Raw genomic sequence first — 26,533 nt, forward strand, 5'->3', positions numbered from 1 at the left:
TGATCCGATGTCTAAGTCTGAAGCAAAAAAGAAACGTATAAAGCTACTACGTCAGCAAGGGAAAGATGTAACAGAAAAGCGCGGCACAGCCGATTTTTCTACACATGTCCGGCTGACAAAAACGAAAAAAGATGTCATGGAAAAGAATGTACGCAAACATAAAAACCGTTACGAAGATGCCTAATCATTCGTAACGGTTTTTGTATTTTGTCCAGGTTTATAAAGAGATTAGCGGGTTTTCATTAGAAAATAGTGCGCAAATGTCCGTGTTTTCCGGAGAGCCCCCTATTACTGCAGGAATACTTTTGTGCGGAATAATGTAAGTATTATTAGATTTTCTGCTATCTTATTTCATTTAAAGAAGTTAGAATCCTAGCGTTTGACAAAAATTATTATTAAAGTCATATAATTTACCGGAACAAAATCTAGCAGGTTAATTTTTAATGTCCTGAAGAACAGTCTCCTTCCCCGAAAACAGCTTCCGTAATGTTTCGAAATTGACTAAAACCGTTCCTACAATAATCGTCAAAGTACCTATACCTGTTAGCCAAGAAATATATTCATGATAGAAGGTAACACCTAGTACGACGGCAATTAATGGTGAGATATACAGCCATGTAGAAGGAAAAACAGGATTTGTCCGTGAGACAAGCCAATAATAAATGCTATGGCCAATCATTGAACCGAAAATAGTTAAATAAAGCAGAGAGCCAATGGAAGCTGGGCTTAAAAGATAATCAAGCTGAATGTTCTCCGTAAAAAATGATAAAATGATTAATAAAATCCCACCATGCATCATTTGCGCTGCATTTAAAGTAATTGGTGATATCGTTTCAAATTTTCCGATGACATGCTTCGTATAAATCGTTCCACATGCGTAAAAAACTTCACCGACTATAATAGCGAAACAACCAACTATCCAAAAGGGACTAATTTCAATTGAAAAACTAGGTAAGATTAAGAACGTGACACCAATGACTCCAACGACACAACCAATGAATGATTTCCGATTTCCTTTTTGCTTTAATATGAATGTCTGAATAACTATAATCATCATCGGACCTGTAGCAGATAAGACAGCCGCAATCCCTGATGTCACATACTGTTCTGCCCAATATAATGCGGCAAACGTCCCAAAGGTTAAACCTACTCCTGTAAAAAACATCTCTTTCCGAAATAATAACCGTATTGTCGTTTTTTCTCTCCAAACCATAAAACTAAATAGCAGCAAACCAGCAATGAAAAAACGAAGGCCCGCTGATAAAAATGGAGGCACTCCTGCATCAACACCAATCTTAATCGCTAAAAATGTCGTTCCAAAAATTAAACACATAAAGAAATAATTAATAATAACCATATAAAACTCCTCCTCTGTTTCTATCATAAAAGAAAGACAGTAGAACAGATTGAAAAAGATAGAACAGATTAGATTGGGGCGTGGTACAATCGTTTTGAATAGGAGGAATCGATGTGAGCAAAGCGATTCAAAATGGAGATTATCTTTTTAAGAAAGTATATGATTATGTACTGCACGGAATAGAACGTAAAGAATGGAAAGAGCATGACAAGATTCCCTCCGTCCGGCAATTAGCATCTGAAATGAATGTTCATCGATTAACTGTATTAAAGGCTTATCAATTACTGAAACAGCATGACAAAGTTTATGTAAAAGATAAAGCAGGCTATTTTGTCCAATCAAATATGACGAAAAATCTTGAATCTCTAGATTTGGACAATCCAATTGTTTCTTCATACGTACAAAAAAATCATTTATCTGAAATCCATCAATCACCGGTTTCCTATAATTTTTCTCAGGCGTTAATTGATCCAAATCTTTTGCCTAATCATTATTTTTCAGATTACGTGAAGAAAGTGTTTGACCTTTATCCAAAAGTACTTGCAACCTACTCAACTGTGCAAGGTGATTTAGAGCTACGTGAAACACTTACCAAGTATTTTATTAACCAGTATAAAACGCATCTGAGTGCAGATGATCTGTTAATCACTTCTGGCTCACAGCAAGCGATTCACTTAATCGCTCAAACTTTTATTAAGCCGAGAGACGTCGTTTTATTTGAACGTCCAAGCTATAGTGCTGCGATTGATATTTTTAGAGCCCAAGGAGCACAGATTGTAACGGTTGATATCCATCCAGACGGGTACGATTTAGAGGAAGTTGAATTATATTTTAAACAATATAAACCACGTCTATTTTATCTCAACCCAACATTCCATAACCCGACTGGTTATACTGTTTCTGCCCCGCAACGCAAAAAATTAGTAGAATTAGCTGAACAATATCGATGTCTATTAATTGAGGACGATGCCTACCACGATATATATTTTGATCATGCCCCGCCACCACCCATTTACACATTCGATACTGCTGGGACAGTCATTTATATCCGAAGCTTTTGCAAATATATCTCACCTGGTTTGAGAATTGCGGCTGTTATTTGTCAATCATCCTTAATGAATTCACTACTAACTGTAAAATCGTTAGCTGATAATGGCTCACCACTTCTCAACCAAAAAATTTTTCTCCATTACTTTTCATCACTAAGATTGCAGCAACACTTAGAGAAAATCCGGATTGCCCTACAGATCCGAAAGGAAATCATGGAGGAAGAGCTAGCAGTAACAGGTTGGCAATGGACCAGTCCAAAAGGTGGTCTGAATTTATGGGTGCAGCTCCCAGATAACCTTCCAACTGAATTATTATTAACCAAAAGTATCGAACAATCTATATCCTTTGTGCCAGGTCAAGTTTGTGATCCATTAAAACAACCATCGTCCTGGATACGTTTAAGCTATTCTTACGCAAATGAAAAACAACTAAGTGAAGGGATAAAAAGGTTTGTTGCAGTAGCACAATCTCTTTCTAAGTGAGGGGCTTGGATTAAAGGTTTGTAAAGCTATATCAGAGCTTGCCTTCCTATTTTGCTCTGCGAAAGTTGAGTTATAATTTAAATAAAGCTTGAGTTAGTTGGAGTTAGAAAATGAAAAAGAAAGAAAGTCAGGACGGCTTTTTTAAAGAGATGTTAAGGGAGCTTACCAGTTCAATCTTATTTGAAGTGGCTTGGAACATTTTTATGTTTATTCCCAAAATGATTATTCGTTTAATAAAGAACATCTGGTGAGTTAGTTACTGTGCGGGGATTTAAGACAATAAAAAATTCTGAAATATTCCCAATCTCCGCTTTGGGTGCATTTTCATTACATAACAAATACTATTAGTAATAATCCAGGTTGTAAAATATAATTTTACAAGATAGGGCAACAACCAATAAAATAAGCTCGGGGGATAAAAATATGAAACAAATAGGGACTCTATACTTTTTCTGTGGAAAAATGGGAGCAGGAAAATCAACTAAATCAAAACAATTGGCTATAGAAAAACATGCAGTACTGTTATCTGAGGATGAATGGCTCGCATCTCTTTATCCCAATCAGATTACATCATTTGAGGACTACCTAAAATTCTCAGCGCAACTCAAGCCGATGATGAAAAAGCATGTCCAAAACATATTAAGTGTTGGTACAAATGTAGTCATGGATTTTCCAGGTAATACTCAAAAACAGCGAAAGTGGTTTTTGGATATTGCGTCAGAGGTAAATGCAAACCATCAACTAATTTTCCTTAATTTAAATAATGAGCAATGCTTACGTCAAATTGCACAAAGGTGTAACGAACAACCCGAAAGAGCAACTTTTGACACGGAAGAGACGTTTATTCATGTTACTAAATTTTTTGAAGCACCAGAAGCATCCGAGGGTTTAAATATTTTAGAGTTTAGTGGTGGGAAAGAATAATAAGGAGTTCAACACAGCGTTATAGTACCAGAAAAATAATTAGCTGAACTAAATCGCCAATAGAAACCCTTTTGAATTCCACAACTTGGAGCTAAAAAGTGTTTTTATTTTATTAAATTCAAAATCACTTTAGTTCATTGAAGATTTATAAAGTATGCAAAATAAATACAAATAACGTTCCAAAATCAAAGTTTGGACATACACCAAAAACTACGAGTGTTGTTAAATCAATATTTATACGATTACGGATTGCCGTCTAATATGCATAAAATTATGTATATTTCTTAACGTTGTAAATCCGCATTTTTCTGGCGCTACCCGACATGGGGAATCACTCATATTTCAGCCTACTTTATCCAAGATTCATCTATAGACCGGGCTTCCGATTTACTACATGCTATTATCATATTGGTGTTGTCGGTCATTTGTTTTAGCATAGATTATTTTATCGTTCATTCAGAAAATAAGTTAAAAGAAAGTAGGATGTAGTATATATGGAATATATTTTTATACATGGACTTGGACAAAATTCGTCCAGTTGGGATCAAACGATTTCTTATTTACCGGAACACCGCCATATAACTTGCCCTGATTTATCTACTATGCTTAATGATAAAGAGGTTACTTACAATAACCTGTATAACAGTTTTGTAGAATACTGCGAAGGCATGAACAAGCCGTTGAATCTATGTGGATTGTCATTAGGTGGAATCTTAGCGTTAAATTATGCAGTAGATTATCCAGAAAAAGTAGGATCTTTAGTATTGATAGGCACACATTATGTAATGCCTAGGTTATTATTAAAATTGCAAAATATCATCTTCCGGTTTGTACCAAAGGCTTCTTTTGAGGAAACGGGATTCAAGAAGAAAGACTTTTTTCAGTTGACCGATTCCATGGTAGACTTGAATTTCAGTAAAAATTTAATCAATATTTCTTGTGTCACCTTGATTGTTTGTGGAGAGAAAGACCGTGCAAACAGAAATGCTTCAAAAGGTTTAGTGGAACGTATTCCAGAAGCAGAACTTCAGTTTATAGCTAATGCAGGACATGAAGTAAATATACAAGCACCGCAAGGATTAGCAGAAACACTGGAAACTTTCTATGAAAAACATCATTTGTAAATTGCGATAATATCATCACTCTAAGATTCTGAGAATGAAAGGTTTATAAATTTCAGCACAGCATTCATGACACAGCAAAAAAGAATTCATACTCTCATGGAATAAATTAGATATATATTTACAAAAAAGCTATAAAACCCGTTAAGATTTTATAGCTTTTTATCCATTATTTCGTTAATTTCACTCGTTGAAGGCGGAGTGCATTGAGTACAACAGAAACGGAGCTAAATGCCATCGCAGCTCCAGCTACCCAAGGTGCTAATAGTCCAATCGCTGCAATTGGAATACCTAATGTATTGTAAGCAAATGCCCAGAAAAGATTTTGTTTAATATTCGTCATCGTTTTATGACTCATTAAAATGGCATCTGCAATGCTATTTAGATCACCACGAATTAACGTAATATCAGCGGCTTCCATCGCGACATCTGTTCCTGTGCCAATTGCCATCCCAATATCTGCAACGGCTAAAGCAGGCGCATCATTGACCCCATCGCCGACCATCGCTACTTTTTTCCCTGCGGCTTGCAATTTCTTAATTTCAGTAGCTTTTCCTTCTGGTAATACTTCTGCAATGACCTCTGTAATACCGACTTGCCTTGCAATGGCTTGTGCTGTTCGTTTATTATCCCCTGTCATCATGATGACATTGACATTCATATCAAGGAGTCGCTTAATCGCTGCTTCAGAAGTCGTTTTCACTGTATCCGCAACTGCTACCATTCCAACATATTGCCCGTTGAATGCCGCAAGCATCACCGTTTTTCCTTCCGCTTCTAACACTTCCATATCTGATAAAATCGGCACTATGTCGATATGATGTTGCGCCATCAATTTACGTGTCCCTACTAAAACATCTGTCCCGTTTACTGTTGCATGAATGCCGTACCCTGGGATTGCTTCAAACTGATCAACAGCAACAAGTGATATATTTCGCTCCTTCGCACCATGTACAATCGCTTCCGCTAACGGATGTTCGGATTGTTTCTCAGCTGATGCAATGAGTGTAAGGAAAGTCATCTCATCTAAAGTGCTAGCTACTGTCACATCGGTTAATGCTGGTTTGCCGTTTGTTACTGTCCCTGTTTTATCTACGACAACCGTGTCAATATGATGCGTCCGTTCTAAGTGTTCGCCACCTTTGAATAAGATCCCTAGCTCGGCAGCACGACCTGAACCAGCCATAATGGAAGTGGGTGTGGCTAAACCTAATGCACAAGGACAAGCAATGACTAATACGGAAATGAGGGCTTCAAGTGCGGGTGTAAATTCACCTGGTGTTACAAACATAAACCAAACTAAAAATGTAACGAGTGCAATACCAATGACAATCGGTACAAAAACACCTGAGATTTTATCGGCTAAACGTTGAATAGGCGCTTTTGAACCTTGTGCATCTTCTACTACCTTAATAATTTGTGCTAAAGCAGTATCTCGCCCTACTTTTGTCGCTTTCATTTGAATGAAGCCGTTTTTATTGATTGTGGAACCAAATAACTGGTCCCCTTTTTGCTTATCAACAGGGATGCTCTCCCCTGTTAGCATCGATTCATCGATTGTTGTATAGCCTTCGATTAGTTCTCCATCAACAGGGATTTTTTCCCCGGGTTTCACGAGAATAACATCACCAACGATCACTTCTTCAAGTGGTATTTCAAGCTCCTTACCATTACGAACTACAACAGCTGTTTTTGCCTGTAGGCCCATTAGTTTTTTTATCGCTTCTGACGAACGACCTTTCGCTTTTGCTTCAAATAATTTCCCTAGCAAAATAAGCGTAATTAAAACCGCACTCGTCTCAAAGTATAACTGCGCATGATGATCCGAGAATTTAATCGCCTGATAAACGCTATAAAAGTAAGCAGCGGATGTGCCCATTACAACGAGGACATCCATATTTGCACTTTTATTGCGCAATGCTTTGTAGGCACTTACATAAAAATGGCGACCAATAATAAATTGAACGGGTGTTGCAAGCGCAAATTGTACCCAAGGATTCATTAAAAAATCCGGCACATAGAGGAATGAGGTAAAAGAAAAATGCCCAACCATCGTCCATAAAAGCGGTAAAGACAGGATAGCCGAAAAAATGAATTTTCGTGTTTGCTTCTGAATAGCCTGTTCCCGATGATCCGTCGTTTCTTGTTCATCTACCTTCAATTGTGCACCGTATCCTAGTTTTTCAACTCGTTGAATAATATCTGAAGCGGTAAGTTCGGAAGGATTAAATTCAACGGTTGCTTGTTCGAGTGCTAAGTTTACATTAGCAACGGTGACACCTGCTAATTTATTTAATCCTTTTTCAATTCTTGCAGAGCAGGCGGCACAAGTCATGCCTGTAATCGTAAACTCTTTTCTTTCTTTCACAACCTCGTAACCGAGTGCTTGGATTTTTTCTTCGAATGCCTTTTCATCTATCTCTTGTGGATTGTATTGAATAACGGATTTTTCAAGTGCTAAATTAACACTCGCCTTTTCCACACCCGGAAGTTTATTTAGCCCTTTCTCAATTCGCGTTGCACAAGCGGCACAGGTCATACCGGAAATTTGAAGTGTTTTTTCTTTTTTTTGCTCACTCACTACATGTCACACCTCTCGCTTATACCTATATAGGGTATGTTTATTTGTAAAGAGAAGAGTGCGTAGATACGCACTCTTTCCCATCTATTATTCCACTACATCATAACCTTGATCATCGATTGTTTCTTTAATTTGATCAAGTGTAACTGTTGCTTCTTCAAATGTAACATCTACTTTCTTGTCTTCTAGATGTACTTTTACTTCTTTGACACCGGCTAATTCTCCTACGCTGTTTTCAACTGCTTTTACACAATGGCCACAAGACATGCCCTGTACGTTTAATGTAACTGTTTGCATATTTCTTGACTCCTTTTGTTATTTTCTCATTAATTTTTGGATTGTTACTAATAACTCATCCATAATTTCCTCGTCCCCATCCGCTAAACGGTCCACAACACAGCCTTTTAAATGCCCTTCAAGTAGCACTTTCGCTACGCTATTTAAAGCGGATTGTGTAGCGGAAAGTTGTGTAATGATATCATCGCAATACACATCTTTTTCAATCATCCCTTTTATACCGCGAATTTGCCCTTCCACACGATTGAGACGATTCATTAAATCTTTTTTCACATGCTCAGGATGATGACTTTTTCGACAAGTGTCCTCACAATGATCCATGCAATACCTCCTTTTATTCTTATAAGGTACCTGTATGGGGTATGTAAATCATAGCTGTTTGTTTTTGGATTGTCAACTTTTTAGATTGCTTTTCAAAAGCGCAAAATAAGCTACCTGATTTGCTCAGCAATTATAGTATGTACTCCCTTCTAATCATCTATAAAAATAAAAAGCACCCTATTTCTAGGATGCTTCATACCATTTATTGTTTGACGACTGCTACACGAACTAGTTTGCCATCTCCTACCGTATCTATACGGAGTGAACCGTTTGAATAGCGGTCTGTACGTGAAAGATTAACGATTTGAATTTCCTCTTGAACGCCTTTTTCCGTTTCTAGGACAATTGTATCTGATACTTTTACCACGACAATCGCATATACACGGTGCGGGTTCGTTTTTAGTTCCTTTAGCGTCACAACGCCGCGCTTCGCACGATTGCCCAGTTCAATTTCTGAGACATTCATACGCTTAACAGCTCCGCGCTGTGTTACGATAACGATGTCTTGTTCTGCACCAAGGTTTAACACATTTGCTGCAGCAAGGTATTCCCCTTCTTTTAGCTGCATGCCTTTTACACCTGCTGTTCTTACACCGGTTACAGGTAATTCTTCCATCACAAAGCGAATGCTATAACTTGTGTTCGATGTGAGCAACAACTCTTGATCCGATGTCACAAGCTCAGCGGTAATGACTTCATCGTCCCCTTTTAAGTTCATCGTCTTAATCGGTTTCGAATAACGTGTGACAGCGTAATCTGCAAGCGACGAGCGTTTAATTTGCCCTTCCCTTGTCGCTGTAAATACAAAAATATCTTCCTGTTCAAACTTCTCAATTCCGATGACGGACACAATATGTTCTTCCGTATCAACTGGTACGATACTTGAAATATGTTGACCGAGATCTTTCCATCGGATATCTGGTAATTCATGAACCGGTTGATAAATATAGTTCCCTTTGCTTGTGAATAACAGTAAATAATGCTGTGTATTCAGCGTTTCCTCGTATAGTAAGAAGTCCGATTCCTTCATTGCAAAATCTTTGCCGTTAGATGCCGCATAGGAACGTTGACTTGTTCGCTTAACATAGCCGTCCTTTGTCACTGTCACAACAACTTCTTCACTTGGTACAAGGACATCAAGCGTCACTTTAATCTCTTCAATTTCCGCTTGAATTTGTGAACGACGCGGCTCACTAAAACGCTTTTTAATATCGTTTAGTTCTGACTTAATCACTCGTATTAGCTTTTTCTCGTCATTTAAAATGGCTGTTAATTGATCAATCAGCTTCGTTAGCTCGCCTTGTTCTTTTTGCAGTTCTGTAATATCTGTATTCGTTAAACGGTAAAGTTGCAAGCTGACAATCGCTTCCGCTTGTACTTCCGTAAAGCTAAACTTCGCAATTAAATTATTTTTCGCATCTCGTTTATCAAGCGATCCGCGGATTGTTGCAATCACTTCGTCTAAAATGGATAGCGCCTTCATTAGACCTTCTACAATATGTAAACGATCCTTCGCTTTTAGTAAATCATATTCCGAACGCCTTGTGACCACTTCTTTTTGGTGTGCAATATAAGCATCTAACATAAGTGGTAATGTCATCATCGTTGGGCGACGATTATGAATGGCAATCATGTTAAAGTTATATGTGACTTGTAAATCCGTCGTTTTATATAAGTAATTTAAAATCCCTTGTGCGGGGATATCTTTTTTCATTTCGATGACGATGCGCAGTCCATTGCGATCTGATTCATCACGTACTTCGGAAATGCCTTCTAAACGTTTGTCCATCCGTTGTTCGTCGATTTTTTTGATTAAATTTGCTTTGTTGACGTCATACGGAAGCTCTGTCACAACAATTTGTTCTTTACTTCCTTTAATCGCTTCAACTTCTGCTTTCGCACGAACGATAATTTTCCCGCGCCCTGTTTCGTATGCTTTCTTAATGCCGTCTACGCCTTGGATAATACCACCTGTTGGGAAATCTGGTCCTTTAATAACCGTCATTAATTCATCTACAGTGGCAGTTGGATGATCAAGGCGCATTAATACAGCATCTAGGCTTTCCGTTAAGTTATGTGGTGGGATATCCGTTGCATAACCAGCCGAAATTCCCGTTGAACCATTCACTAACAAATTCGGGAAACGTGCTGGTAATACAGTTGGTTCCACATCTTGATCATCAAAGTTTGGCACGAACTCTACTGTTCGCTTTCCAAGATCACGCAGCATTTCCCCGGCAATAGCTGACAGACGTGCTTCCGTATAACGCATAGCTGCTGCTGGATCTCCATCGACAGAACCGTTATTTCCGTGCATTTCAATGAGCATATGACGCGCTTTCCAGTCTTGGCTCATACGTACCATCGCTTCATAAACAGATGAGTCACCGTGCGGATGGTAGTTACCAATAACGTTCCCGACTGTTTTAGCTGATTTACGGAACGGTTTATCGTGTATGTTGTTATCGTTATACATCGCATACAAAATACGACGTTGTACTGGTTTTAGACCGTCGCGTGCATCAGGCAACGCGCGGTCTTGAATAATATATTTTGAATAGCGACCAAAGCGGTCACCCATAATTTCCTCTAACGGTAAATCTTGAAAACGTTCTGTTGCCATTATACTTCCTCCTCGTGAATGAACTCGTTATCTAGGATATTGAGGTCTTCTTCCATACCGAAGTTCACATTTGTCTCTATCCATTTACGACGAGGTTCTACTTTATCACCCATTAATGTGGAAACACGACGTTCCGCACGCGCGGCATCGTCAATTGTCACCCGAATTAATGTACGTGTTTCAGGGTTCATCGTTGTATCCCATAACTGATCGGCGTTCATCTCACCAAGCCCTTTATAACGCTGAATAACATATCCTTTGCCGACTTTTTTCATCGCTTGCTGTAATTCATTTTCTGTCCAAGCGTATTCGATGACTTCTTTCTTGCCTGCCCCTTTAGATACTTTATACAGTGGTGGCAATGCAATAAACACTTTTCCCGCTTCAACGAGTGGACGCATATAACGATAGAAGAACGTAAGTAGTAATACTTGAATATGTGCACCGTCTGTATCGGCATCGGTCATAATGACTACTTTATCGTATGCAGTATCTACCACATTAAAGTCCGATCCAACACCCGCACCGATTGCATGAATGATCGTTGCAATTTCTTCATTTTTCATAATGTCTTGCAGCTTGGCTTTTTCCGTATTAATGACTTTCCCGCGCAGTGGCAAAATCGCTTGGAAGCTACGGTCACGGCCTTGTTTTGCTGAACCACCCGCAGAATCTCCCTCTACAAGGTATAATTCATTTTTTGCGGCATTTTTGGACTGAGCCGGTGTTAATTTACCTGATAACAGCGTACTACTCTTTTTATTTTTCTTGCCGTTTCGTGCATCTTCACGTGCCTTTCGTGCCGCTTCACGTGCTTGTTGAGCGCGAATCGCTTTACGAACTAAAGAGGATGATAATTCAGCATTTTCCTCCAGTACATATAAAAGTTGCTCTGATACAACCGTATCAACAGCAGAACGCGCTTCACTTGTACCGAGCTTGCCTTTTGTTTGTCCTTCAAACTGTAGTAAATGCTCTGGAATACGAACAGAGACGATGGCAGATAAGCCTTCTCGAATATCTGTCCCTTCTAGGTTTTTATCCTTTTCTTTTAGTAATCCAATTTTCCGTGCATATTCATTAAACACACGTGTCATGGCCGCTTTTGCACCTGTTTCATGTGTGCCGCCGTCTCGTGTGCGTACATTGTTGACGAATGATAAAATCGTTTCCGAGTAGCCATCATTAAACTGAAAGGCAAACTCCACTTCGATTTCTTGCTGTGACCCTTCCACATATTGAACGGGATGTAGCACGTCTTTTTCCTCATTTAAATAAGCGACAAATGCTTCAATACCGTTTTCATAATGGAAAATATCAGACGTGCCCTCACCGCGCTCATCAATCAGCTCAATTTTCAGCCCTTTTAACAGGAAAGCGGATTCACGAAGACGCTCAGCTAATGTATCATAGTTAAATTTCGTTACGGAGAAGATTTCTTTATCTGGTAAGAAATGAACAAGCGTGCCTGTTTCTTTCGTTTTTCCAATTGTTTCAAGCGATGTAACAGGCTTTCCTCCCTGCTCAAAACGTTGACGATGAATGACACCATCACGATAAATTGTGACTTCTAAAAATGTTGAAAGGGCATTGACAACGGATGAACCTACACCATGTAAGCCGCCACTTGTTTTATAGCCACCTTGCCCAAACTTCCCTCCAGCATGTAATACTGTAAAGATGATTTCTGGCGTAGGTTTACCCATTTTATGCATTCCTGTAGGCATACCTCGTCCGAAGTCACGTACACTAATACTATTATCTTCATGAATTTTTACGATGATATGTGAACCAAACCCAGCAAGTGCTTCATCAACCGCATTATCCACTATCTCATACACTAAATGATGAAGACCGCGCCCGTCTGTAGAACCGATATACATCCCTGGTCGTTTACGAACAGCTTCTAACCCTTCTAATACTTGAATGGCATCGTCATTATAGGCGATCCCTTGTTGCTTATTTACCAAATCAATTCCCCTCCAAAACCAAACAAACGTTCTATCACTACTAATCGTACTTGGAATAGTAGGCGCTGTCAATATTTCCAACAAGCGCAATTAGACATTTATTGTATCATCATCTCTGTTCCAATAAAAGTTCATGCTCTATTGAAATTCATGAAATAGGGGCATATTTCCTTCTTTTTTTTAAAAATAACGACAAAAATATACCCTTTTTCCTATGCAAAATGGATTTCTTTCTACTAATGATGCGTCATTACATGCTAATATATCTCGGTATATGATAAATTCCACTTTCTAATTGAATGAAAAACGTGTAAAATACTTGATACAACCTATTAGTACCAACTAATAATTTTTTTACTATTGAAAGGAGCACAACCGCATGCTAAATGCACTCATTATTCTTTGTGCTTATTTAATTGGTTCCATTCCATCTGGATTATGGGTCGGAAAAGCTTTTTATAAAACGGATATTCGTGAACACGGTAGCGGAAATTTAGGTGCGACGAATACATTCCGCACACTTGGAAAAAAAGCCGGGATTGCTGTCACAATTATTGATGTGTTAAAAGGAACAGCAGCCGTATTATTGCCACTTCTCCCATATTTTCAGGAGACAAGCATTCACCCACTTGTTTTAGGTGTTGTCGCGGTAATTGGCCATATGTTCCCAATTTTTGCAAGCTTCCGTGGTGGAAAAGCAGTGGCGACAAGTGCGGGCTTATTATTAGGCTATACTTGGCCGTTATTTATCGTTTTATTCTTCACCTTCTTGTTGGCATTAAAATTAACAAAGATGGTTAGCCTCACATCAATCATCGCAGCCACTGTAGCACTTATTTATAGCATTGTTTACGGATTTGTCAGTGGTGAATGGGAATTAAGCATTTTGATCGCTTGCTTATTTACGTTTATTGTTTACCGTCACCGCGAAAATATTAAACGAATCAAAAATGGCACAGAACCAAAAGTAAAATGGATTTAGGTAAAACTTAAAAACAACAAAATCCGCAGACTGTCTTGAAAGCGTTTGGCAAGCAAGCAACGTAGGATGAAAGTGGTCTGTAAGCTCTCTACTTGAGAGCTTTTTTATTTTCATTCTTTCAATTTACTTGCATAATAAACAACGAGGTGATGAAATTGAAAATTGTTATAACAGAAGAGGCATTTACATGGTTTCAAGAAGAAATAGAAGTCGAACAAGGTGACTATATTCGCTTTTATGCAAGGTATGGTGGTTCCTCCCCGTTCCATGAAGGATTTTCACTTGGTATGAATCGTGAGCGACCACATGAAATCGGTATTGAAACGGACGTAAACGGTGTTCGTTTTTATATTGAAAAAAACGATGAGTGGTTCTTTAATGAACATGATCTATATGTATCACTGAATGAACCATTAGATGAGTTGGTCTATGAATACAAACTTGCTACGAATTCGTAGTAAGTTTTTTTATACTTATTTTTCGCTTTCAAACAAAACCTATAGACGAAATGGACTATATTTATGTTATATTGGAAAGGATTGTTTAGAAAGGAGTACTTATGCAATTTAATACATTAAACAAAAAGTTAGTCGCTGTATTTTTATCTGTCACTCTCATTGCGTTAGGAATGACGGTTGCCATTTTATTTTTTACTTCTGCGAGTAGTTTAAATGCCATGAGCGAAAGTCAACAAATAGAAGTGGAACAGACAGTGAAAACACATTTTGAAGCGACAGCGAACGAACTTTTAACCCTTTCCGCGCTATACGCAGAAGATGAAGCAGTGTTAAATGCTTTTGCTTCAGGGGATCGTACACAAATTCAACAGACGTTAATCCCTATGTATGAGCGATTACAAACGGAACATGGCGTAACGGTTTTTGAAGTGGGCAATCAAAACGGAATCGTGATGCTGCGCGGGCATAATCCAGAGAAATACGGTGATGATAAAAGTAATTTACCCGCTATTCAGTCTACATTAACGGGCACATCGACTGCTGGCTTTGAATTTGGTAGTAGTGGACTATCGGTTCGTGCATTTATGCCACTTGTTTACAATGATCAAATAATCGGGACGCTCCAAACAGGCTTGGATGATACTTTTGTAAAAGAACTGCAGGAATTACTACCGAATATTACGATCAATTTATATAACGAAGAGCAAACAATTGTTGTATCTTCCGAAGAACAAAATCTCGGTCAAACATTACAAGACAATACAATGCTTCCTTCTATTCAAAATGGTGAACCTGTGCGCATGCAAAATGACTCGATTATTGAAACTTATATGCCGATGTACGATCCAACGAATACGAAGATTATTGGTATGATACATATTAGTCAAGACATTTCGGTTATTGCAGGTACAAAAAAACAAATTTTTATCGTAGCAACCATTTTATTAGTTGTTACGACGATTGTCGTTGTGTTTATTTCTATTTTATTTAGTCGCTCTATTTCCAATCCAGTGAAAGCTATTTCAAAGCAAATGACCGTATTAGCAACAGGTGACTTGCGTAACCAGCTAGCGCTCAAAAAGCAAAAGGATGAAGTGGGCGATTTAATCGAAAGCATACAACACTTCCAACACAGCTTAAAACAGACGCTTACAGAAGTAGCAACAACGGCTACAGAAGTATCCTCTTATAGTGACGAATTATCTTCCGCATCAAAAGAAGTAGCTGCTGGTGCTACACAAATAGCCAACACGATGGAAGAGCTTGCAGCGGGAACAGAAAGTCAAATCCATGCAACAACGGAACTATCGACGATTATGAATGACTATGCTTGGAAACTACAAGATACAAGTAACCATGCAAGTGAATTGCAGCAAGGAACAGCAGAAGTTGTTGCTTTAGCAGATGAAGGACGAACACTCATCACCCATTCGAACGAACAAATGCAGTCCATTTATCAAATTGTCGAAGATTCGATGGAGAAAATGAAAAAACTCGACGATCAAGCACAGGATATCTCTTCCTTTGTCTCTATCATTAAAGCTGTGGCTGACCAAACGAATTTATTGGCACTCAATGCATCGATTGAAGCAGCGCGTGCTGGTGAACACGGGAAAGGCTTTGCTGTCGTAGCGGAAGAAGTACGAAAATTAGCAGAACAAGTGGCCAGTTCCGTAGATGAAATTACAACGATTGTCCAAACGATTCAACAAGATTCAAAAAACGTCAATACATCCTTAGCTACTGGATTTAGCAAAGTACAAGAAGGATCCGCTCAATTACAACAAACGACAGAAACATTTATATCTATTAACGAAGCGATGCAACAAGTAGCGAATCATGTAGTGCGTATGATGCAAAATGTTCAGGGCATGGCAGAAGAAGGACAAGAAATCAATGCTTCTATTGAAGAAATCAATGCCATTACACAAGAGGCATCAGCTAGCGTTCAAGAAACAGCAGCAACAGCGGTCCAATCAAGTGCATTAATTAAAGAAGTATCAAGAGGAACAGAGCAACTAGCTACTCTCGCTACAGAACTAGATGCATTAGTAAAACAATATAAACTATAACAATTACCATTGAATATACAAATAAGATAGCATTCTGAAAGCGCAATAATCCTAACAATACAAGGGTTATTGCGCTTTCACTTATCACTAAAGTTCCTTCTCTAAATCTGTTAATAAATTCAAAACAATTTCAGAATATTTCTCTAGTTCTTCAAAAGCTTTTTCTATTCCTATATGGTCATTCATTTCAAAACATTTCACTGCCAATTGAGCACTTTGATGTACTTGCATATGTGGTTGTTCTAAGTCTTTAAATGTTTTTTTGCTTTTCACATGCTCGGGTAAATCTCCGTAATACCATTTTCCTAGCCTACATTCTTTATGAGAAATCGTTTCTTTCGAGTCGATCGTCCCTATGCCTAAAATTAAGTTATACACTCGCCATTTCCATAGTAAATGGTCCGTTTTCGCCACTTTCAAAATATCTTTTGACGTTAGTTTCACATTAATATTTAAAAATTTCTTGCGATACGTATCCATTTTATTGCTAATTTCAAAAAATGTTTTTGCTGTTCGCTTTGATATTTCTTGCGACTCTACACTATTATCATAGATACTCGCATTTCTCGAAGCGATATCCACAATCGTAGAAGTTTGCTCTTCACTCATCGCTGCTATTTGAGAGGTTGCTCCATTTATTCCTTTCATCATTTCAACGATGTTTATTAATGCTTCACTTGCACTCTCCGCTCTCACAACACTTTTTTCAACTAACTTTTCCGTTTGGCCAATTCCTTCAATGACTTCTAAAGATACGTTTTGTAATGACTCCATATTAGAAATAATCTTTACAATTTGCTCCTTTGTATGTTCCGACAGTTTCCTAACCTCTGAAGCAACTACCGAGAAACCACGTCCATGTTCCCCTGCTCGGGCAGCTTCAATGGATGCATTGAGGGCTAATAAATTGGTTTGATCAGCGATTTCTTTAATAATTCTAATGATATCCTGTGTCTGATCAATTTCTTGATTCAATTGTTCAACATTCTTTACAATTGTTCCATATACATGACCAACTTGCTTTATATCTTCCATCGTTTCATCTACTACTCGTCTGCTTTCTTCTGTAGAATGAACCGAATCATCTGTTCCTTCTGCCACTTCAACTGCATAATTTGCTACCCCGTGTATAGAAGCACTCATCTCTTCGGTTGCTGCAGTTACACTATGCGTCTCGTCTATCTTTTTCTGCATATTAGAAAGCAGTTGTTTGATTGTATCTAAAGTCGTCATCTCATTTAACATGTCAGATACTTCGTTTAAAAAGTATTTAAACGTATTTTCCATATATACTTCAACGATTAATTGTTTGTCATAAGCTGCTAACTTTTGTACAGCAACCACACACTCTATCATACGCTGAGGATGACGATGTAGTTTTTCCATTAAAATTGTAGTCATTATCTGAATCAACAAATCATGTGCAGCAACAAAATTTTCCGCTGTCAAATTAATTCGACTATTGTACTCCCCTATTTTTATTCGCGTCACGATATAATGCTGATCGACTTCCGCTTCTAAAAATTGATCAATATATTGTTCTATCTTCTCTCTTAGACGATCGACTGTGGAGTGTTGCGCAATAAGTTGATTAAATATATGTTCAGATTGTATTCTTCCGTAAAATTTATCGATTATTTCCTTCTTAAAAGGAGCTAATATATTCGCTGATTGTTTTACCCTATTAAGCGTTTCTTGGTCGACACCTAAGAACGATAAGCGCTCCTTTGCTCGCTCCCCCACTTTAGGTAAGTCTGTTTCTGAAGCATTTACATATTGATCCCATTTGTTAGATTTATTTATAAAGAAGACCATCTTTTCCCCTCACCTTTACATCATATTATTTTTCACTCGAATACATTGATTCCATTTCTTATTTCTCTTTAGTTAGCAAACTTGAATTTATTCTACGATTGGGGACTTTTTTCTTGCACATAGCTAGAAGCTTTCGGAACCTTTTGCACAGCAAGAGGAGGAATATACAAAAGATTCTATAGTAGTGATCAGGGGCACTACTAGCTTACATAAAATGCCGTTCACCGCTTCAACTATTTTCTTTATTTTATTCCATTATAGTTATATATAACTAAAAATCAATATTTATTATTGTTTTTAATAAAAAATAAAGAGTATAAAGATTCATTATATAGATTTACCACCGCGACGATAGACTTGTGCTCGGATAAAGTCTTTATTTTTGCAATTAGCAGAAAAAAGCGGTTTTCACCCTTCTTTCGCTATAATAATGTGTGGCATCTTAGAAGCATTTGTACAACAGAGAGATAGAGGGATACGATGGAAAGACACATTTATTGGCGTAGTACATTTTTTTTACTGGGGATACTCATATTATCATTTGGTATAACATTAACGATTAAAGCGAAATCGCTGGGAGTTGGCTCTTGGGATGTACTCCACATCGGGCTGGCAGATACTTTCGGTTTAACGATTGGAACATGGTCGATTATCATTGGTTTAATCATTTTAACAATTGACTCCTTGTTTATGAAACGATTACCGAAAATCGGGACATTTTTAGATATGTTTTTAGCTGGTATTTTCATTGATATTTTCAATGCCATTTTACCGACGCTGAACGGGTTCTTCCCACAATTGATTGCTTTTTGTATCGGTCTACTACTGCTTGGCTTTGGTTGTGGCATGTATATTGTAGCAAACCTAGGGATTGGACCACGTGATGCATTAATGCTACTCCTCTCACATAAGCTTGGCTGGAGTGTCGGTCGAGCTCGTACGACGATGGAAATTATAGTGGCGATTACAGGCTTCTTACTTGGTGGCCCTATCGGAATCGGCACGATCATTATGTCTTTTGGACTCGGTCCGATTGTGCAATGGGCACTAAAAGTAAACGAAAAGTTATTCTACGCCGCAACGGGTACGGAAAGCTCTGCTTATAACTAATTAGATAAACTAGGTTAAAACTTACATCCCCTGTTATAATGCAAACAGAGGAGTTGAAAAAATGATTACGATTACAACAACGACGGCCTATGAGCATTTAGAGGAGCAATTACTGGAAGATGAAGATTTTTATGAGGAAGTGGTAGCGGAAGGAACCGCTGAAAGCTTTTTACTTACTTGCTCTGTTGGTATCGATGATGACGGTGAGTACATCACGTGGAATTTATTTTACGAGGATGGATTTAGTGAATGCGATACAATTCCCCTTCATAAATGTAAATTTGATGTGTTTGATAAGGATGCACTAACAGCAGAGATGAAAAATCAGTTCCGTAAATTGCTGATGAAAGCAGCAAATAATGGCGAAGCAGACGCTGCACCTGCCCAAGCTTTACTAACAAAACTAATATAAAAAGAAGGTAGCCTCAACGTCAAAGTGAGTGCTACCTTCTTTTATTGTTCACGGGAGAAAAAGTGGCGGAATTTATAAAATGCAAATGCGGAAGCAATAACAAAAAGCGTAAAGGCAACTGGTAAAATAATTAAAAATGAAGTCGTCATATGTATCCCCCTTCTGTACTACTTGAGTATAGCATAAATTTTATAGTTTTTTTGAAATAGCCCGGACCTCTTTGAAAGAGGGAGACTACTCGCCTCCCACTTTATCTTAAGCTCTCCTAACTTTTTCAGGCACGACCGCAGCTATACCTTGTCCTCGAACAGCTACCGCCATCATTCTCCCAGCGATCAATGTCTAAGTAATCATCCAAGCTGTCAGGCATTCTTCCTTGATGAAAAGACAAAACTGTGCTCACTACCGAAATATTCATCATCCTTTTTTTAAATTTTTCATGCTTATCTCTATATTATGAAATGAATATGTTTCAGTTCATTCGATAAGATATATTAATGCACTTGCATTAATAACCCGTAATTTTCTTTATACACCTTTTTTGATATGTTAAAGAAAAAGGGGGTATTATTATGAGAATTTTCGATGCACATTTCCATATTATTGATTTTGACTTTCCGATTACCGAAAACCAAGGCTATTTGCCCCCTAATTACGTTGTCGAAGATTACCAGGATGAAACGGCTCATTTCAATGTATTAGGCGGGGCTATTGTGTCCGGTTCATTCCAAGGATTTGATCAAAAGTATTTATTAGCAGCGCTCAAAAAAATGGGGCCAACATTTTGCGGCGTCACACAATTACCTTTTTCAGTGACGGATCAAGAAATACTCTATTTACATGCAAACGGGGTAAAAGCATTACGCTTTAACATTAAAAGAGGCGGTTCAGAAAATTTATCGAAGTTGGATTACTTCGCTAGAAGAGTTTATGATTTAGTAGGATGGCATAGTGAACTTTATATTGATGCAAAAGAGTTACCTGAAATTGCAGCAACAATCGAAACATTACCCGCAATATCAATCGATCATTTAGGATTATCTGAAGAAGGACTGCCTCATTTATTAAAGCTAGTGGATAAAGGGGTATATGTAAAAGCTACTGGTTTTGGTCGCGTAGATGTGAATGTTATGAATGCCTTAAAATCGATTTATGAAATGAATCCAGATGCACTTATGTTCGGGACAGATTTACCCTCTACAAGAGCAAAAAGACCTTTTGAATACGCAGATATTGAACTAATACAACAGCTATTTGATGAACAAGCTACCGATAAAATTTTATACTCGAATGCTGTTAAATGGTATTTCGATTAAAGTACAGATTTCTTCTACTAAACGTAAAAACCGCATGACGAGTAATTCCCAATCATGCGGCTTGTGTTAAATATGAAACTCAATATTTTCTTCAACGAAGTCCCATTTGTATGGTGTTTCTTGGTATACGTAGTAGTTAAGCCAATTGTAGAACAATAAGTGTGAGTGTGCACGCCATGTATTTTTAGGCTCTTTTAGTGGATCGTTCTCTGGGAAATAGTTCACAGGCATATCAACATTATCGTCTTTGGCGATGTCGCGTACATATTCATCGCGTAATGTTGTAGCATCGTACTCTAAGTGTCCCGTAATCATAATGTGTTTATTATCTTTGGATTGGACAATAAATACACCCGCGTCATCAGAATAGCTCAAAAGCTTTAAATCGCTATGGTTGCGCACTTCATCAATCGAAACAGATGTATGGCGGGAATGCGGTGCTACATATTCGTCACTAAACCCACGCACTAAGTCGACCGTTAAGTCTGTAATAACGTGCGAATAAACACCTGAGCATTTTTTCGGTAGCTCAAATTTTCCGATCCCAAAGTGATGATACAGCGCCGCTTGTGCTCCCCAACAAATGTACATAATCGATGTCACATTGACTTTCGCCCAGTTCATAATTGTTGCAATTTCCTGCCAATAAATGACTTCTTCAAATTCCATCCGTTCTACAGGTGCACCTGTAATAATCATGCCGTCAAATCGACGATGTTTCACCTCATCAAATGTTTTATAAAAAAGCTGTAAATGCGATTTCGATACATTTTTAGATTCATATGTAGCTGTATTTAAAAATGTAACATTGACTTGAAGTGGTGTATTTCCTAGTAAACGTAGTAATTGCAATTCTGTTTTCTCTTTTTCTGGCATTAAATTGCAAACTAAAATGTTTAGTGGTCGAATTTGTTGCGTGCGGGCGCGGTCTTCCTCCATGATGAAGATTTTCTCTTCTCGTAGTAAATCTCCAGCTGGTAATTTTTTCGGTATGTTAATCGGCATACTCGTATCCCCCATTTCTATGAAATTAGAAAAACATATCTCCGCTAAAATAAATCGAGATAATGTATTTTCTTAAAACTTTCCTATCGACGCAAAAAACCTCCCATTCCAGCAAATAAGAATGAGAGGGTATTAGACGCTCGCTCTTATCTTTCAAGGAAAGTCCTTGCTGGAAGTAGCACCTTTCTAGTATGACTAGAGGTTGCTGAAGCTTCATCGGGCCATGTCCCTCTGCTTCTCTTGATAAGATTATTAAATTAGATAAATTGTATCACGCGAATTAGAATATTTCAACAATTCAATCAAAAATTTCTCACAAGCATGTAAACGATTATTTCCGCGCTTCGTTATCAAAAGTAGAGGCACTAAACATTATTTCGTCCACGCCTGTTTCTTCTGTAAACACGTTTAACTGCTCGACTACTGTTTTTTCACTACCAATACATGTGTATTGTCGTCGTTGCATCACTGTACCACGTTCAAATTGCGTCCATATTTTCGACTGGCAGCTTTAGTTTCCCTACGCCCTCACCCTTTTTCTCGTTCAAGTTCTTTCCGTTTTTTCGTTACAAATAACATGAGCCAACCGATGACACCAGCAAAAACAAGATAAAAAATAGATTTCGGTAAACTTTCATCCCAATAATTTACCGCTTGTAAAAGGCTTACAACAATTAAGCCAATCCCCACTATATTATGTATTAAAGAACCCGCTTTCAGTTCTACTCAGCTCCTTTCTAGTATTTCTATTGTTACGGATTTCAAATACAATGGCAAATAAAAAAGCCACCCCCCTTAAGAGAATGGCCTATTTCATCATTCTAAAATTTTCACAGTGACGGTGCGGCGTCCCCAACTATATGCTTTATCCTTTGTTGGCATAAAGACATCGATTTTATTGCCCTTAATCGCGCCACCTGTATCCCCTGCAACCGCTTCACCGTAGCCTTCCACCCACACTTTTGTCCCAAGTGGAATGACCTTTGGATCAACTGCGATGACTTTTGCATCGGGATTTTTCTTCAAATTAATACCCGTACTTGTAACGCCTGAACACCCACGACAACTTGCTGTAAATGCTGTTGCTGTTACTTCCAATGTTTTCACTTCTTTTTCATCCTGTACATCTGCTTTAGCTGTTGTATCTGATTTCGATTCTTCAGATACCGTTAGTACTTCATTTACTCTGATCGTATCGTTCGATAAATTATTTAAAGATTTGAGTGTGTTTACTGTTGTGTTGTATTTTTTTGCTAAACCGTATAATGTATCGCCCTTTTGTACTGTGTGTGTTGCTGCATCAGCCGATGTAACAAACAATGTCATACTTAAAAGTAAGACCCCTAGTAAAGACAAGATACTTTGTTTGCGCATGAATTACCTCCACTATGATTAAAGTTTTTCCATACAATATAATCTTAACCATTTTAGATTTCATGCTTGTTACAAATCAAAGCCTTTTTTATTACAGAAATATTACTGAAAATAAACAAAAATGCCCGTTTGTAATGAAACGGACATCAAAATGTTATGTTATTTTTGCATAAAATTGGTTAACTCTTCATAACGCTTTATTGTTTGCTCATAACCCATTTGATAGGTTTTACGCATCACCGAAATATCTTTTTCAAAACTATTTAGTGCATAATCAGGTCGAAATATAAATGCTTGTCCCGTTGCTTCGAGTGACTCCACATATTCTAAAGTGGCATTATACCGTTCTGCGCGATTGGCCATTGCTTGAGCTAGCGCTGGATACTTCCGAGCAAATAATTTCATGACCCATTTACTTTTACGATCCAATTCTTTACGGTAGCCTTTAGGTCGCGTGAGCACGAAAATATGCTTGTTGAAACCATGCTCCTCTGCTCGCTTCACAGGAATGGGGTCAGCTAAACCGCCATCATAATACGGGACATCATTCAATTTAATCTCTGGAAATAAAACCGGAAGTGCACATGTTGCCCGTAGCATCGTACACTGTGTATCCATCGTTAGTGCGTCCATGTACTCGACTTCTCCGGTGTAAGCATTTGTTACCCCGAACTCGAGCTGACCGTCGAAAGTGCGATACGTCTCCCAATCAAATATATCCAGCTGATTAGGTAACACATTATATGCAAAATCTAGCCCAAAATAACTTCGCTCTTTAAAGAAATTACCAATACCCATATAGCGCTTGTCATGTCTATACGTAGAAAGAACGCGTAATGTACGTTCTTTTTGTTCTGCTACGTATGAACACGCATTAATCGCACCAGCTGAAATGGCAACGATGTATGGCAATTTCATTTTTTCATCGATAAACGCATCGAGTACGCCTGCTGTAAATAATGTTCGAAATGTCCCGCCCTCTAAAATAAGGCTTGCATCTTGTACTTGAGACACAAAATTCACCTTCTATCACATTAGTTTCTTATAGTGCGAAAATAATTGTACCAGTGCCGCAAAATCTTTTTCAAATGTTGGCTGAATGATACTTAATTGGACAAGTCCTCGCTGTTTTAAGTAACGACTCGCACCGTGCAAAGCAAAATCATTTAACTGTGTACACGTATAAAAATCTTCCATCTCTACAAATGTAACAATAATTGGATAGTGCACTGTTTGCAAACCGTAGTGCATATAAATAGGAGAAGTAAGCACTAATTCAAGACGATTTTGTAGTACTTCAAAACGTGCCGGATATTGTTCAAGTGCTGCAAATGTATTTGCTAACAAGTATACCGGTACTGTAAACGGCATTTTTTCATGGTACGTAGAAAGATTGAAATAGCAAGGGATATGATCGTTAGCAGTAGGCACCTCATTATAAAAGACAAAAGCTAGACCACTCAGTGCGCCAATCGCCTTCCCGCTCACAGCTGTTGCACAAAAGACGTCCTGTAACGAGAACTGATGTGTACCAAAAGAGCTAATGCAATCCACACAAAGCTTCACATCGTATTTTTGGCAAAGTAAAATGAGCTCATTGAAAGGGTTTAATGTTCCGGTAGATGTTTCGCCATGTACAAAGGCAAGCCATTTTATATCGTGTTCTTTTATAATGTGCTCAAGTTCTTCAAGATTAAATGCCTCTCCCCACTTGTAGCATTTCTCCGTAAAAGACAGCTGCCAATTCCTCGCCTGTTGAATTAATCTCTCACCAAATTCCCCGTTACTCAGTACAAGTCCCTGCTCATTCGGACAAGTTGCTTTTACAGCCCCTAGCATGGCCTCATTTGCTGCGGTTCCTGAACCGACAATCGTTGCCACAAAACGGCTATTGGCAAGTTCTAGTAGCTGCCGTTTGACATCTTGATATAATGTTGTTGCATCAATACTGCGATGTGACATCTCCGTGTGGGAAATAGCCGTTGCTTGTTTCACTGGACCAGGATAAAATGTTTTTAGCTCTTTTAACATACGGTGGCGGAATGTATCAATCGACTCCTTTGTCAGTACCATTGGCAAGTATTGTGCTTCTTTTGGTCCAACAGCAGGTGCAAATTGTGTAAAACCAATTTGCTTATACATTTTTTCTTCCCGTGTAGTGCCTGAAATCACACAAGCAGAAAAATCTTGCTCATAAAAGTAGGCATATAGCGCTTTAAACAACTTCAGCATAACACGACCGTTGCGATGCTCTTTTTTGACAGCAAGTAACCGTAACTCACATAGATGACGACACAGTTCTTTTGGTAAATGGTGCTCTACGGGCCCTATTTTTTCATCGAGTGAAAATGGGCGGATAGCACGAAAGGCAACCATTCCTACAAGTTCCGCTTCTTTATAAACAACGATGTATGTATTTTCATGATGAAAGCGATCCACAAGACGACGTGTAGTATTTTCCCTGTGCTGCGGAATTTCCTCAACGAACGTTTCGTAATTCAACTCAGCGATTTGCTCAAATTCTTTTTCTGTTGTCGCAATTTTTGTCCAGTACATATTATTTCACTCTTTCTATTAGGTTCTGACGATGCTCAAATGTCAGTAATGCCAATATCGCAACGAGTATAAGAAGTTCAAATTCCCCCGTTGCTACTATATAGATGCTATATGTCATAAAACCAATTACCATGCTAATCGTTAAACTTTTTGTAAACGGTAATGAAACAACAAAACCAGCGATTAGCGCTAACAGGAGAATCGGTGAAAAGGTAAGTAAAGCGCCAATGCCCGTCGCAATTCCCTTTCCCCCTTTAAACTTTAACCAAAACGGGTATAGATGACCGAGTACAACAAACAAAATCCCAGCTGTAATCCATACATCCTCAAAACCGAGGTAGCGTCCTAAAAATACAACGAGAACACCTTTTAATCCATCGCCAATAACAGTTAGCAAAAAGGCAACTTTTCCTAATGTACGCCCTGCATTACGAGCACCTAAATTGCCTGTATTCGCTTGTTGTAGGTTAATTCCTTTCCATTTACCAACGAAATAAGCGGTCATCAATGTCCCGATCAAATAACTGATAACTAAATAATAAATAAGCAACATGTCACCTACCTTAAATCATTTTCCTAGACAAAATGGGAGATGCCGAAAGTTTTCGACAGTCCCCCATTTATTACCTTCTATTCTATTATATACGTTATGATGACTTGATACGTTTCAAAAAAACTTAACTCGTACTAAAATAGCGCAACTGAAA

Annotated in this window: 24 protein-coding genes and 1 riboswitch; of the genes, 10 read left to right on the forward strand and 14 right to left on the reverse strand. The window is 38.2% G+C overall.

What is annotated here, in order from left to right; all coding sequences use genetic code 11:
* Positions 1 to 7 precede the first annotated feature (7 nt).
* Positions 8 to 184: a hypothetical protein gene (locus tag ACQQ2I_RS10605; protein ID WP_431026764.1), complete on the forward strand. Its 177-nt coding sequence runs from the start codon at positions 8 to 10 to the stop codon at positions 182 to 184.
* 249 nt (positions 185 to 433) lie between these two features.
* Here the strand turns inward: ACQQ2I_RS10605 and ACQQ2I_RS10610 are convergent, their stop codons facing one another.
* Entirely contained in the window at positions 434 to 1,357 is a 924-nt protein-coding gene (locus ACQQ2I_RS10610) for a DMT family transporter (RefSeq protein ID WP_431026765.1), read from the reverse strand.
* Between the two features lie 113 nt (positions 1,358 to 1,470).
* Here ACQQ2I_RS10610 and ACQQ2I_RS10615 point away from each other — a divergent pair, with 113 nt between their 5' ends.
* The 3 genes from ACQQ2I_RS10615 (at position 1,471) to ACQQ2I_RS10625 (ending at position 4,937) form a co-directional block, all read left to right on the forward strand.
* On the forward strand, positions 1,471 to 2,889 hold the full coding sequence (locus ACQQ2I_RS10615; RefSeq protein WP_431026766.1) for a PLP-dependent aminotransferase family protein: 1,419 nt from the start codon (positions 1,471 to 1,473) through the stop codon (positions 2,887 to 2,889).
* A 423-nt stretch (positions 2,890 to 3,312) separates the two neighbouring features.
* Positions 3,313 to 3,813, forward strand: a complete 501-nt coding sequence (locus ACQQ2I_RS10620) for an AAA family ATPase (RefSeq protein ID WP_431026767.1) — start codon at positions 3,313 to 3,315, stop codon at positions 3,811 to 3,813.
* Between the two features lie 494 nt (positions 3,814 to 4,307).
* Entirely contained in the window at positions 4,308 to 4,937 is a 630-nt protein-coding gene (locus ACQQ2I_RS10625) for an alpha/beta fold hydrolase (protein ID WP_431026768.1), read from the forward strand.
* A gap of 166 nt (positions 4,938 to 5,103) precedes the next feature.
* Here the strand turns inward: ACQQ2I_RS10625 and ACQQ2I_RS10630 are convergent, their stop codons facing one another.
* The 5 genes from ACQQ2I_RS10630 to parE all read right to left on the reverse strand — a co-directional run bounded on the left by ACQQ2I_RS10630 (position 5,104) and on the right by parE (position 12,726).
* The gene (locus ACQQ2I_RS10630; protein ID WP_431026769.1) at positions 5,104 to 7,515 is read right to left on the reverse strand and encodes a heavy metal translocating P-type ATPase; all 2,412 of its coding nucleotides are present in this window, start codon (positions 7,513 to 7,515) and stop codon (positions 5,104 to 5,106) included.
* Positions 7,516 to 7,602: 87 nt separating this feature from the next.
* Positions 7,603 to 7,812: a copper chaperone CopZ gene (gene copZ, locus ACQQ2I_RS10635; protein WP_431026770.1), complete on the reverse strand. Its 210-nt coding sequence runs from the start codon at positions 7,810 to 7,812 to the stop codon at positions 7,603 to 7,605.
* 18 nt (positions 7,813 to 7,830) lie between these two features.
* Positions 7,831 to 8,133: a metal-sensitive transcriptional regulator gene (locus ACQQ2I_RS10640; protein ID WP_391370832.1), complete on the reverse strand. Its 303-nt coding sequence runs from the start codon at positions 8,131 to 8,133 to the stop codon at positions 7,831 to 7,833.
* 202 nt (positions 8,134 to 8,335) lie between these two features.
* A complete protein-coding gene (gene parC / locus ACQQ2I_RS10645; protein WP_431030496.1) occupies positions 8,336 to 10,759 on the reverse strand; it encodes a DNA topoisomerase IV subunit A in 2,424 nt (807 codons plus the stop codon).
* Positions 10,756 to 12,726 (reverse strand): DNA topoisomerase IV subunit B, encoded by a 1,971-nt coding sequence (parE, locus tag ACQQ2I_RS10650; RefSeq protein ID WP_431026771.1) that lies wholly within the window; start codon positions 12,724 to 12,726, stop codon positions 10,756 to 10,758. The genes parC and parE overlap by 4 nt, the downstream gene beginning before the upstream one ends.
* Positions 12,727 to 13,105: 379 nt before the next feature.
* Here parE and plsY point away from each other — a divergent pair, with 379 nt between their 5' ends.
* The 3 genes from plsY (at position 13,106) to ACQQ2I_RS10665 (ending at position 16,238) form a co-directional block, all read left to right on the forward strand.
* The gene (plsY, locus tag ACQQ2I_RS10655) at positions 13,106 to 13,708 is read left to right on the forward strand and encodes a glycerol-3-phosphate 1-O-acyltransferase PlsY (RefSeq protein WP_431026772.1); all 603 of its coding nucleotides are present in this window, start codon (positions 13,106 to 13,108) and stop codon (positions 13,706 to 13,708) included.
* 155 nt (positions 13,709 to 13,863) lie between these two features.
* Entirely contained in the window at positions 13,864 to 14,166 is a 303-nt protein-coding gene (locus ACQQ2I_RS10660; protein WP_431026773.1) for a HesB/YadR/YfhF family protein, read from the forward strand.
* Positions 14,167 to 14,267: 101 nt separating this feature from the next.
* Complete coding sequence (locus ACQQ2I_RS10665) at positions 14,268 to 16,238, forward strand: methyl-accepting chemotaxis protein (RefSeq protein ID WP_431026774.1); 1,971 nt, start codon at positions 14,268 to 14,270, stop codon at positions 16,236 to 16,238.
* Between the two features lie 87 nt (positions 16,239 to 16,325).
* Here ACQQ2I_RS10665 and ACQQ2I_RS10670 read toward each other — a convergent pair whose 3' ends face one another.
* Positions 16,326 to 18,053 carry a methyl-accepting chemotaxis protein gene (locus ACQQ2I_RS10670; protein ID WP_431026775.1) on the reverse strand — a complete coding sequence of 576 codons (1,728 nt, stop codon included), beginning with the start codon at positions 18,051 to 18,053 and terminating at the stop codon, positions 16,326 to 16,328.
* 480 nt (positions 18,054 to 18,533) lie between these two features.
* Between ACQQ2I_RS10670 and ACQQ2I_RS10675 the strand changes: the two genes are divergently transcribed.
* The 3 genes from ACQQ2I_RS10675 (at position 18,534) to ACQQ2I_RS10685 (ending at position 20,891) form a co-directional block, all read left to right on the forward strand.
* On the forward strand, positions 18,534 to 19,163 hold the full coding sequence (locus ACQQ2I_RS10675; RefSeq protein WP_431026776.1) for a YczE/YyaS/YitT family protein: 630 nt from the start codon (positions 18,534 to 18,536) through the stop codon (positions 19,161 to 19,163).
* Positions 19,164 to 19,224: 61 nt separating this feature from the next.
* Positions 19,225 to 19,575, forward strand: coding sequence for a hypothetical protein (locus ACQQ2I_RS10680; protein ID WP_431026777.1), 351 nt, complete (start codon positions 19,225 to 19,227; stop codon positions 19,573 to 19,575).
* Positions 19,576 to 20,147: 572 nt separating this feature from the next.
* Positions 20,148 to 20,891, forward strand: a complete 744-nt coding sequence (locus ACQQ2I_RS10685) for an amidohydrolase family protein (protein WP_431026778.1) — start codon at positions 20,148 to 20,150, stop codon at positions 20,889 to 20,891.
* A gap of 66 nt (positions 20,892 to 20,957) precedes the next feature.
* Here the strand turns inward: ACQQ2I_RS10685 and metA are convergent, their stop codons facing one another.
* From metA to ACQQ2I_RS10720, 7 genes are all read right to left on the reverse strand, one after another.
* A complete protein-coding gene (metA, locus tag ACQQ2I_RS10690; protein WP_431026779.1) occupies positions 20,958 to 21,896 on the reverse strand; it encodes a homoserine O-acetyltransferase MetA in 939 nt (312 codons plus the stop codon).
* A 143-nt stretch (positions 21,897 to 22,039) separates the two neighbouring features.
* A riboswitch (SAM riboswitch) is annotated at positions 22,040 to 22,146 on the reverse strand.
* Between the two features lie 81 nt (positions 22,147 to 22,227).
* Positions 22,228 to 22,362, reverse strand: a complete 135-nt coding sequence (locus ACQQ2I_RS10695; protein ID WP_431026780.1) for a hypothetical protein — start codon at positions 22,360 to 22,362, stop codon at positions 22,228 to 22,230.
* A 62-nt stretch (positions 22,363 to 22,424) separates the two neighbouring features.
* Entirely contained in the window at positions 22,425 to 22,586 is a 162-nt protein-coding gene (locus ACQQ2I_RS10700) for a hypothetical protein (protein ID WP_431026781.1), read from the reverse strand.
* Positions 22,587 to 22,712: 126 nt separating this feature from the next.
* Entirely contained in the window at positions 22,713 to 23,270 is a 558-nt protein-coding gene (locus tag ACQQ2I_RS10705; RefSeq protein ID WP_431026782.1) for a 3D domain-containing protein, read from the reverse strand.
* A gap of 159 nt (positions 23,271 to 23,429) precedes the next feature.
* The gene (locus ACQQ2I_RS10710; protein WP_431026783.1) at positions 23,430 to 24,284 is read right to left on the reverse strand and encodes a patatin-like phospholipase family protein; all 855 of its coding nucleotides are present in this window, start codon (positions 24,282 to 24,284) and stop codon (positions 23,430 to 23,432) included.
* Between the two features lie 15 nt (positions 24,285 to 24,299).
* Positions 24,300 to 25,826 (reverse strand): aminotransferase class V-fold PLP-dependent enzyme, encoded by a 1,527-nt coding sequence (locus ACQQ2I_RS10715; RefSeq protein ID WP_431026784.1) that lies wholly within the window; start codon positions 25,824 to 25,826, stop codon positions 24,300 to 24,302.
* A 1-nt stretch (position 25,827) separates the two neighbouring features.
* The gene (locus ACQQ2I_RS10720; protein WP_431026786.1) at positions 25,828 to 26,379 is read right to left on the reverse strand and encodes a glycerol-3-phosphate acyltransferase; all 552 of its coding nucleotides are present in this window, start codon (positions 26,377 to 26,379) and stop codon (positions 25,828 to 25,830) included.
* Positions 26,380 to 26,533: the final 154 nt, after the last annotated feature.

This window comes from Lysinibacillus sp. LZ02 (assembly GCF_050613145.1).
GTDB lineage: Bacteria > Bacillota > Bacilli > Bacillales_A > Planococcaceae > Lysinibacillus_B.

What these genes read in the sequence shown, in the direction of transcription:
- ACQQ2I_RS10605 (WP_431026764.1), top strand. Translation starts at nt 8, where the DNA reads ATGTCTAAGTCTGAAGCAAAAAAGAAACGTATAAAGCTACTACGTCAG.
- ACQQ2I_RS10610 (WP_431026765.1), bottom strand. Translation starts at nt 1,357, where the DNA reads ATGGTTATTATTAATTATTTCTTTATGTGTTTAATTTTTGGAACGACA.
- ACQQ2I_RS10620 (WP_431026767.1), top strand. Translation starts at nt 3,313, where the DNA reads ATGAAACAAATAGGGACTCTATACTTTTTCTGTGGAAAAATGGGAGCA.
- ACQQ2I_RS10625 (WP_431026768.1), top strand. Translation starts at nt 4,308, where the DNA reads ATGGAATATATTTTTATACATGGACTTGGACAAAATTCGTCCAGTTGG.
- copZ (WP_431026770.1), bottom strand. Translation starts at nt 7,812, where the DNA reads ATGCAAACAGTTACATTAAACGTACAGGGCATGTCTTGTGGCCATTGT.
- ACQQ2I_RS10640 (WP_391370832.1), bottom strand. Translation starts at nt 8,133, where the DNA reads ATGGATCATTGTGAGGACACTTGTCGAAAAAGTCATCATCCTGAGCAT.
- plsY (WP_431026772.1), top strand. Translation starts at nt 13,106, where the DNA reads ATGCTAAATGCACTCATTATTCTTTGTGCTTATTTAATTGGTTCCATT.
- ACQQ2I_RS10665 (WP_431026774.1), top strand. Translation starts at nt 14,268, where the DNA reads ATGCAATTTAATACATTAAACAAAAAGTTAGTCGCTGTATTTTTATCT.
- ACQQ2I_RS10670 (WP_431026775.1), bottom strand. Translation starts at nt 18,053, where the DNA reads ATGGTCTTCTTTATAAATAAATCTAACAAATGGGATCAATATGTAAAT.
- ACQQ2I_RS10675 (WP_431026776.1), top strand. Translation starts at nt 18,534, where the DNA reads ATGGAAAGACACATTTATTGGCGTAGTACATTTTTTTTACTGGGGATA.
- ACQQ2I_RS10680 (WP_431026777.1), top strand. Translation starts at nt 19,225, where the DNA reads ATGATTACGATTACAACAACGACGGCCTATGAGCATTTAGAGGAGCAA.
- ACQQ2I_RS10685 (WP_431026778.1), top strand. Translation starts at nt 20,148, where the DNA reads ATGAGAATTTTCGATGCACATTTCCATATTATTGATTTTGACTTTCCG.
- metA (WP_431026779.1), bottom strand. Translation starts at nt 21,896, where the DNA reads ATGCCGATTAACATACCGAAAAAATTACCAGCTGGAGATTTACTACGA.
- ACQQ2I_RS10695 (WP_431026780.1), bottom strand. Translation starts at nt 22,362, where the DNA reads ATGCAACGACGACAATACACATGTATTGGTAGTGAAAAAACAGTAGTC.
- ACQQ2I_RS10705 (WP_431026782.1), bottom strand. Translation starts at nt 23,270, where the DNA reads ATGCGCAAACAAAGTATCTTGTCTTTACTAGGGGTCTTACTTTTAAGT.
- ACQQ2I_RS10715 (WP_431026784.1), bottom strand. Translation starts at nt 25,826, where the DNA reads ATGTACTGGACAAAAATTGCGACAACAGAAAAAGAATTTGAGCAAATC.
- ACQQ2I_RS10720 (WP_431026786.1), bottom strand. Translation starts at nt 26,379, where the DNA reads ATGTTGCTTATTTATTATTTAGTTATCAGTTATTTGATCGGGACATTG.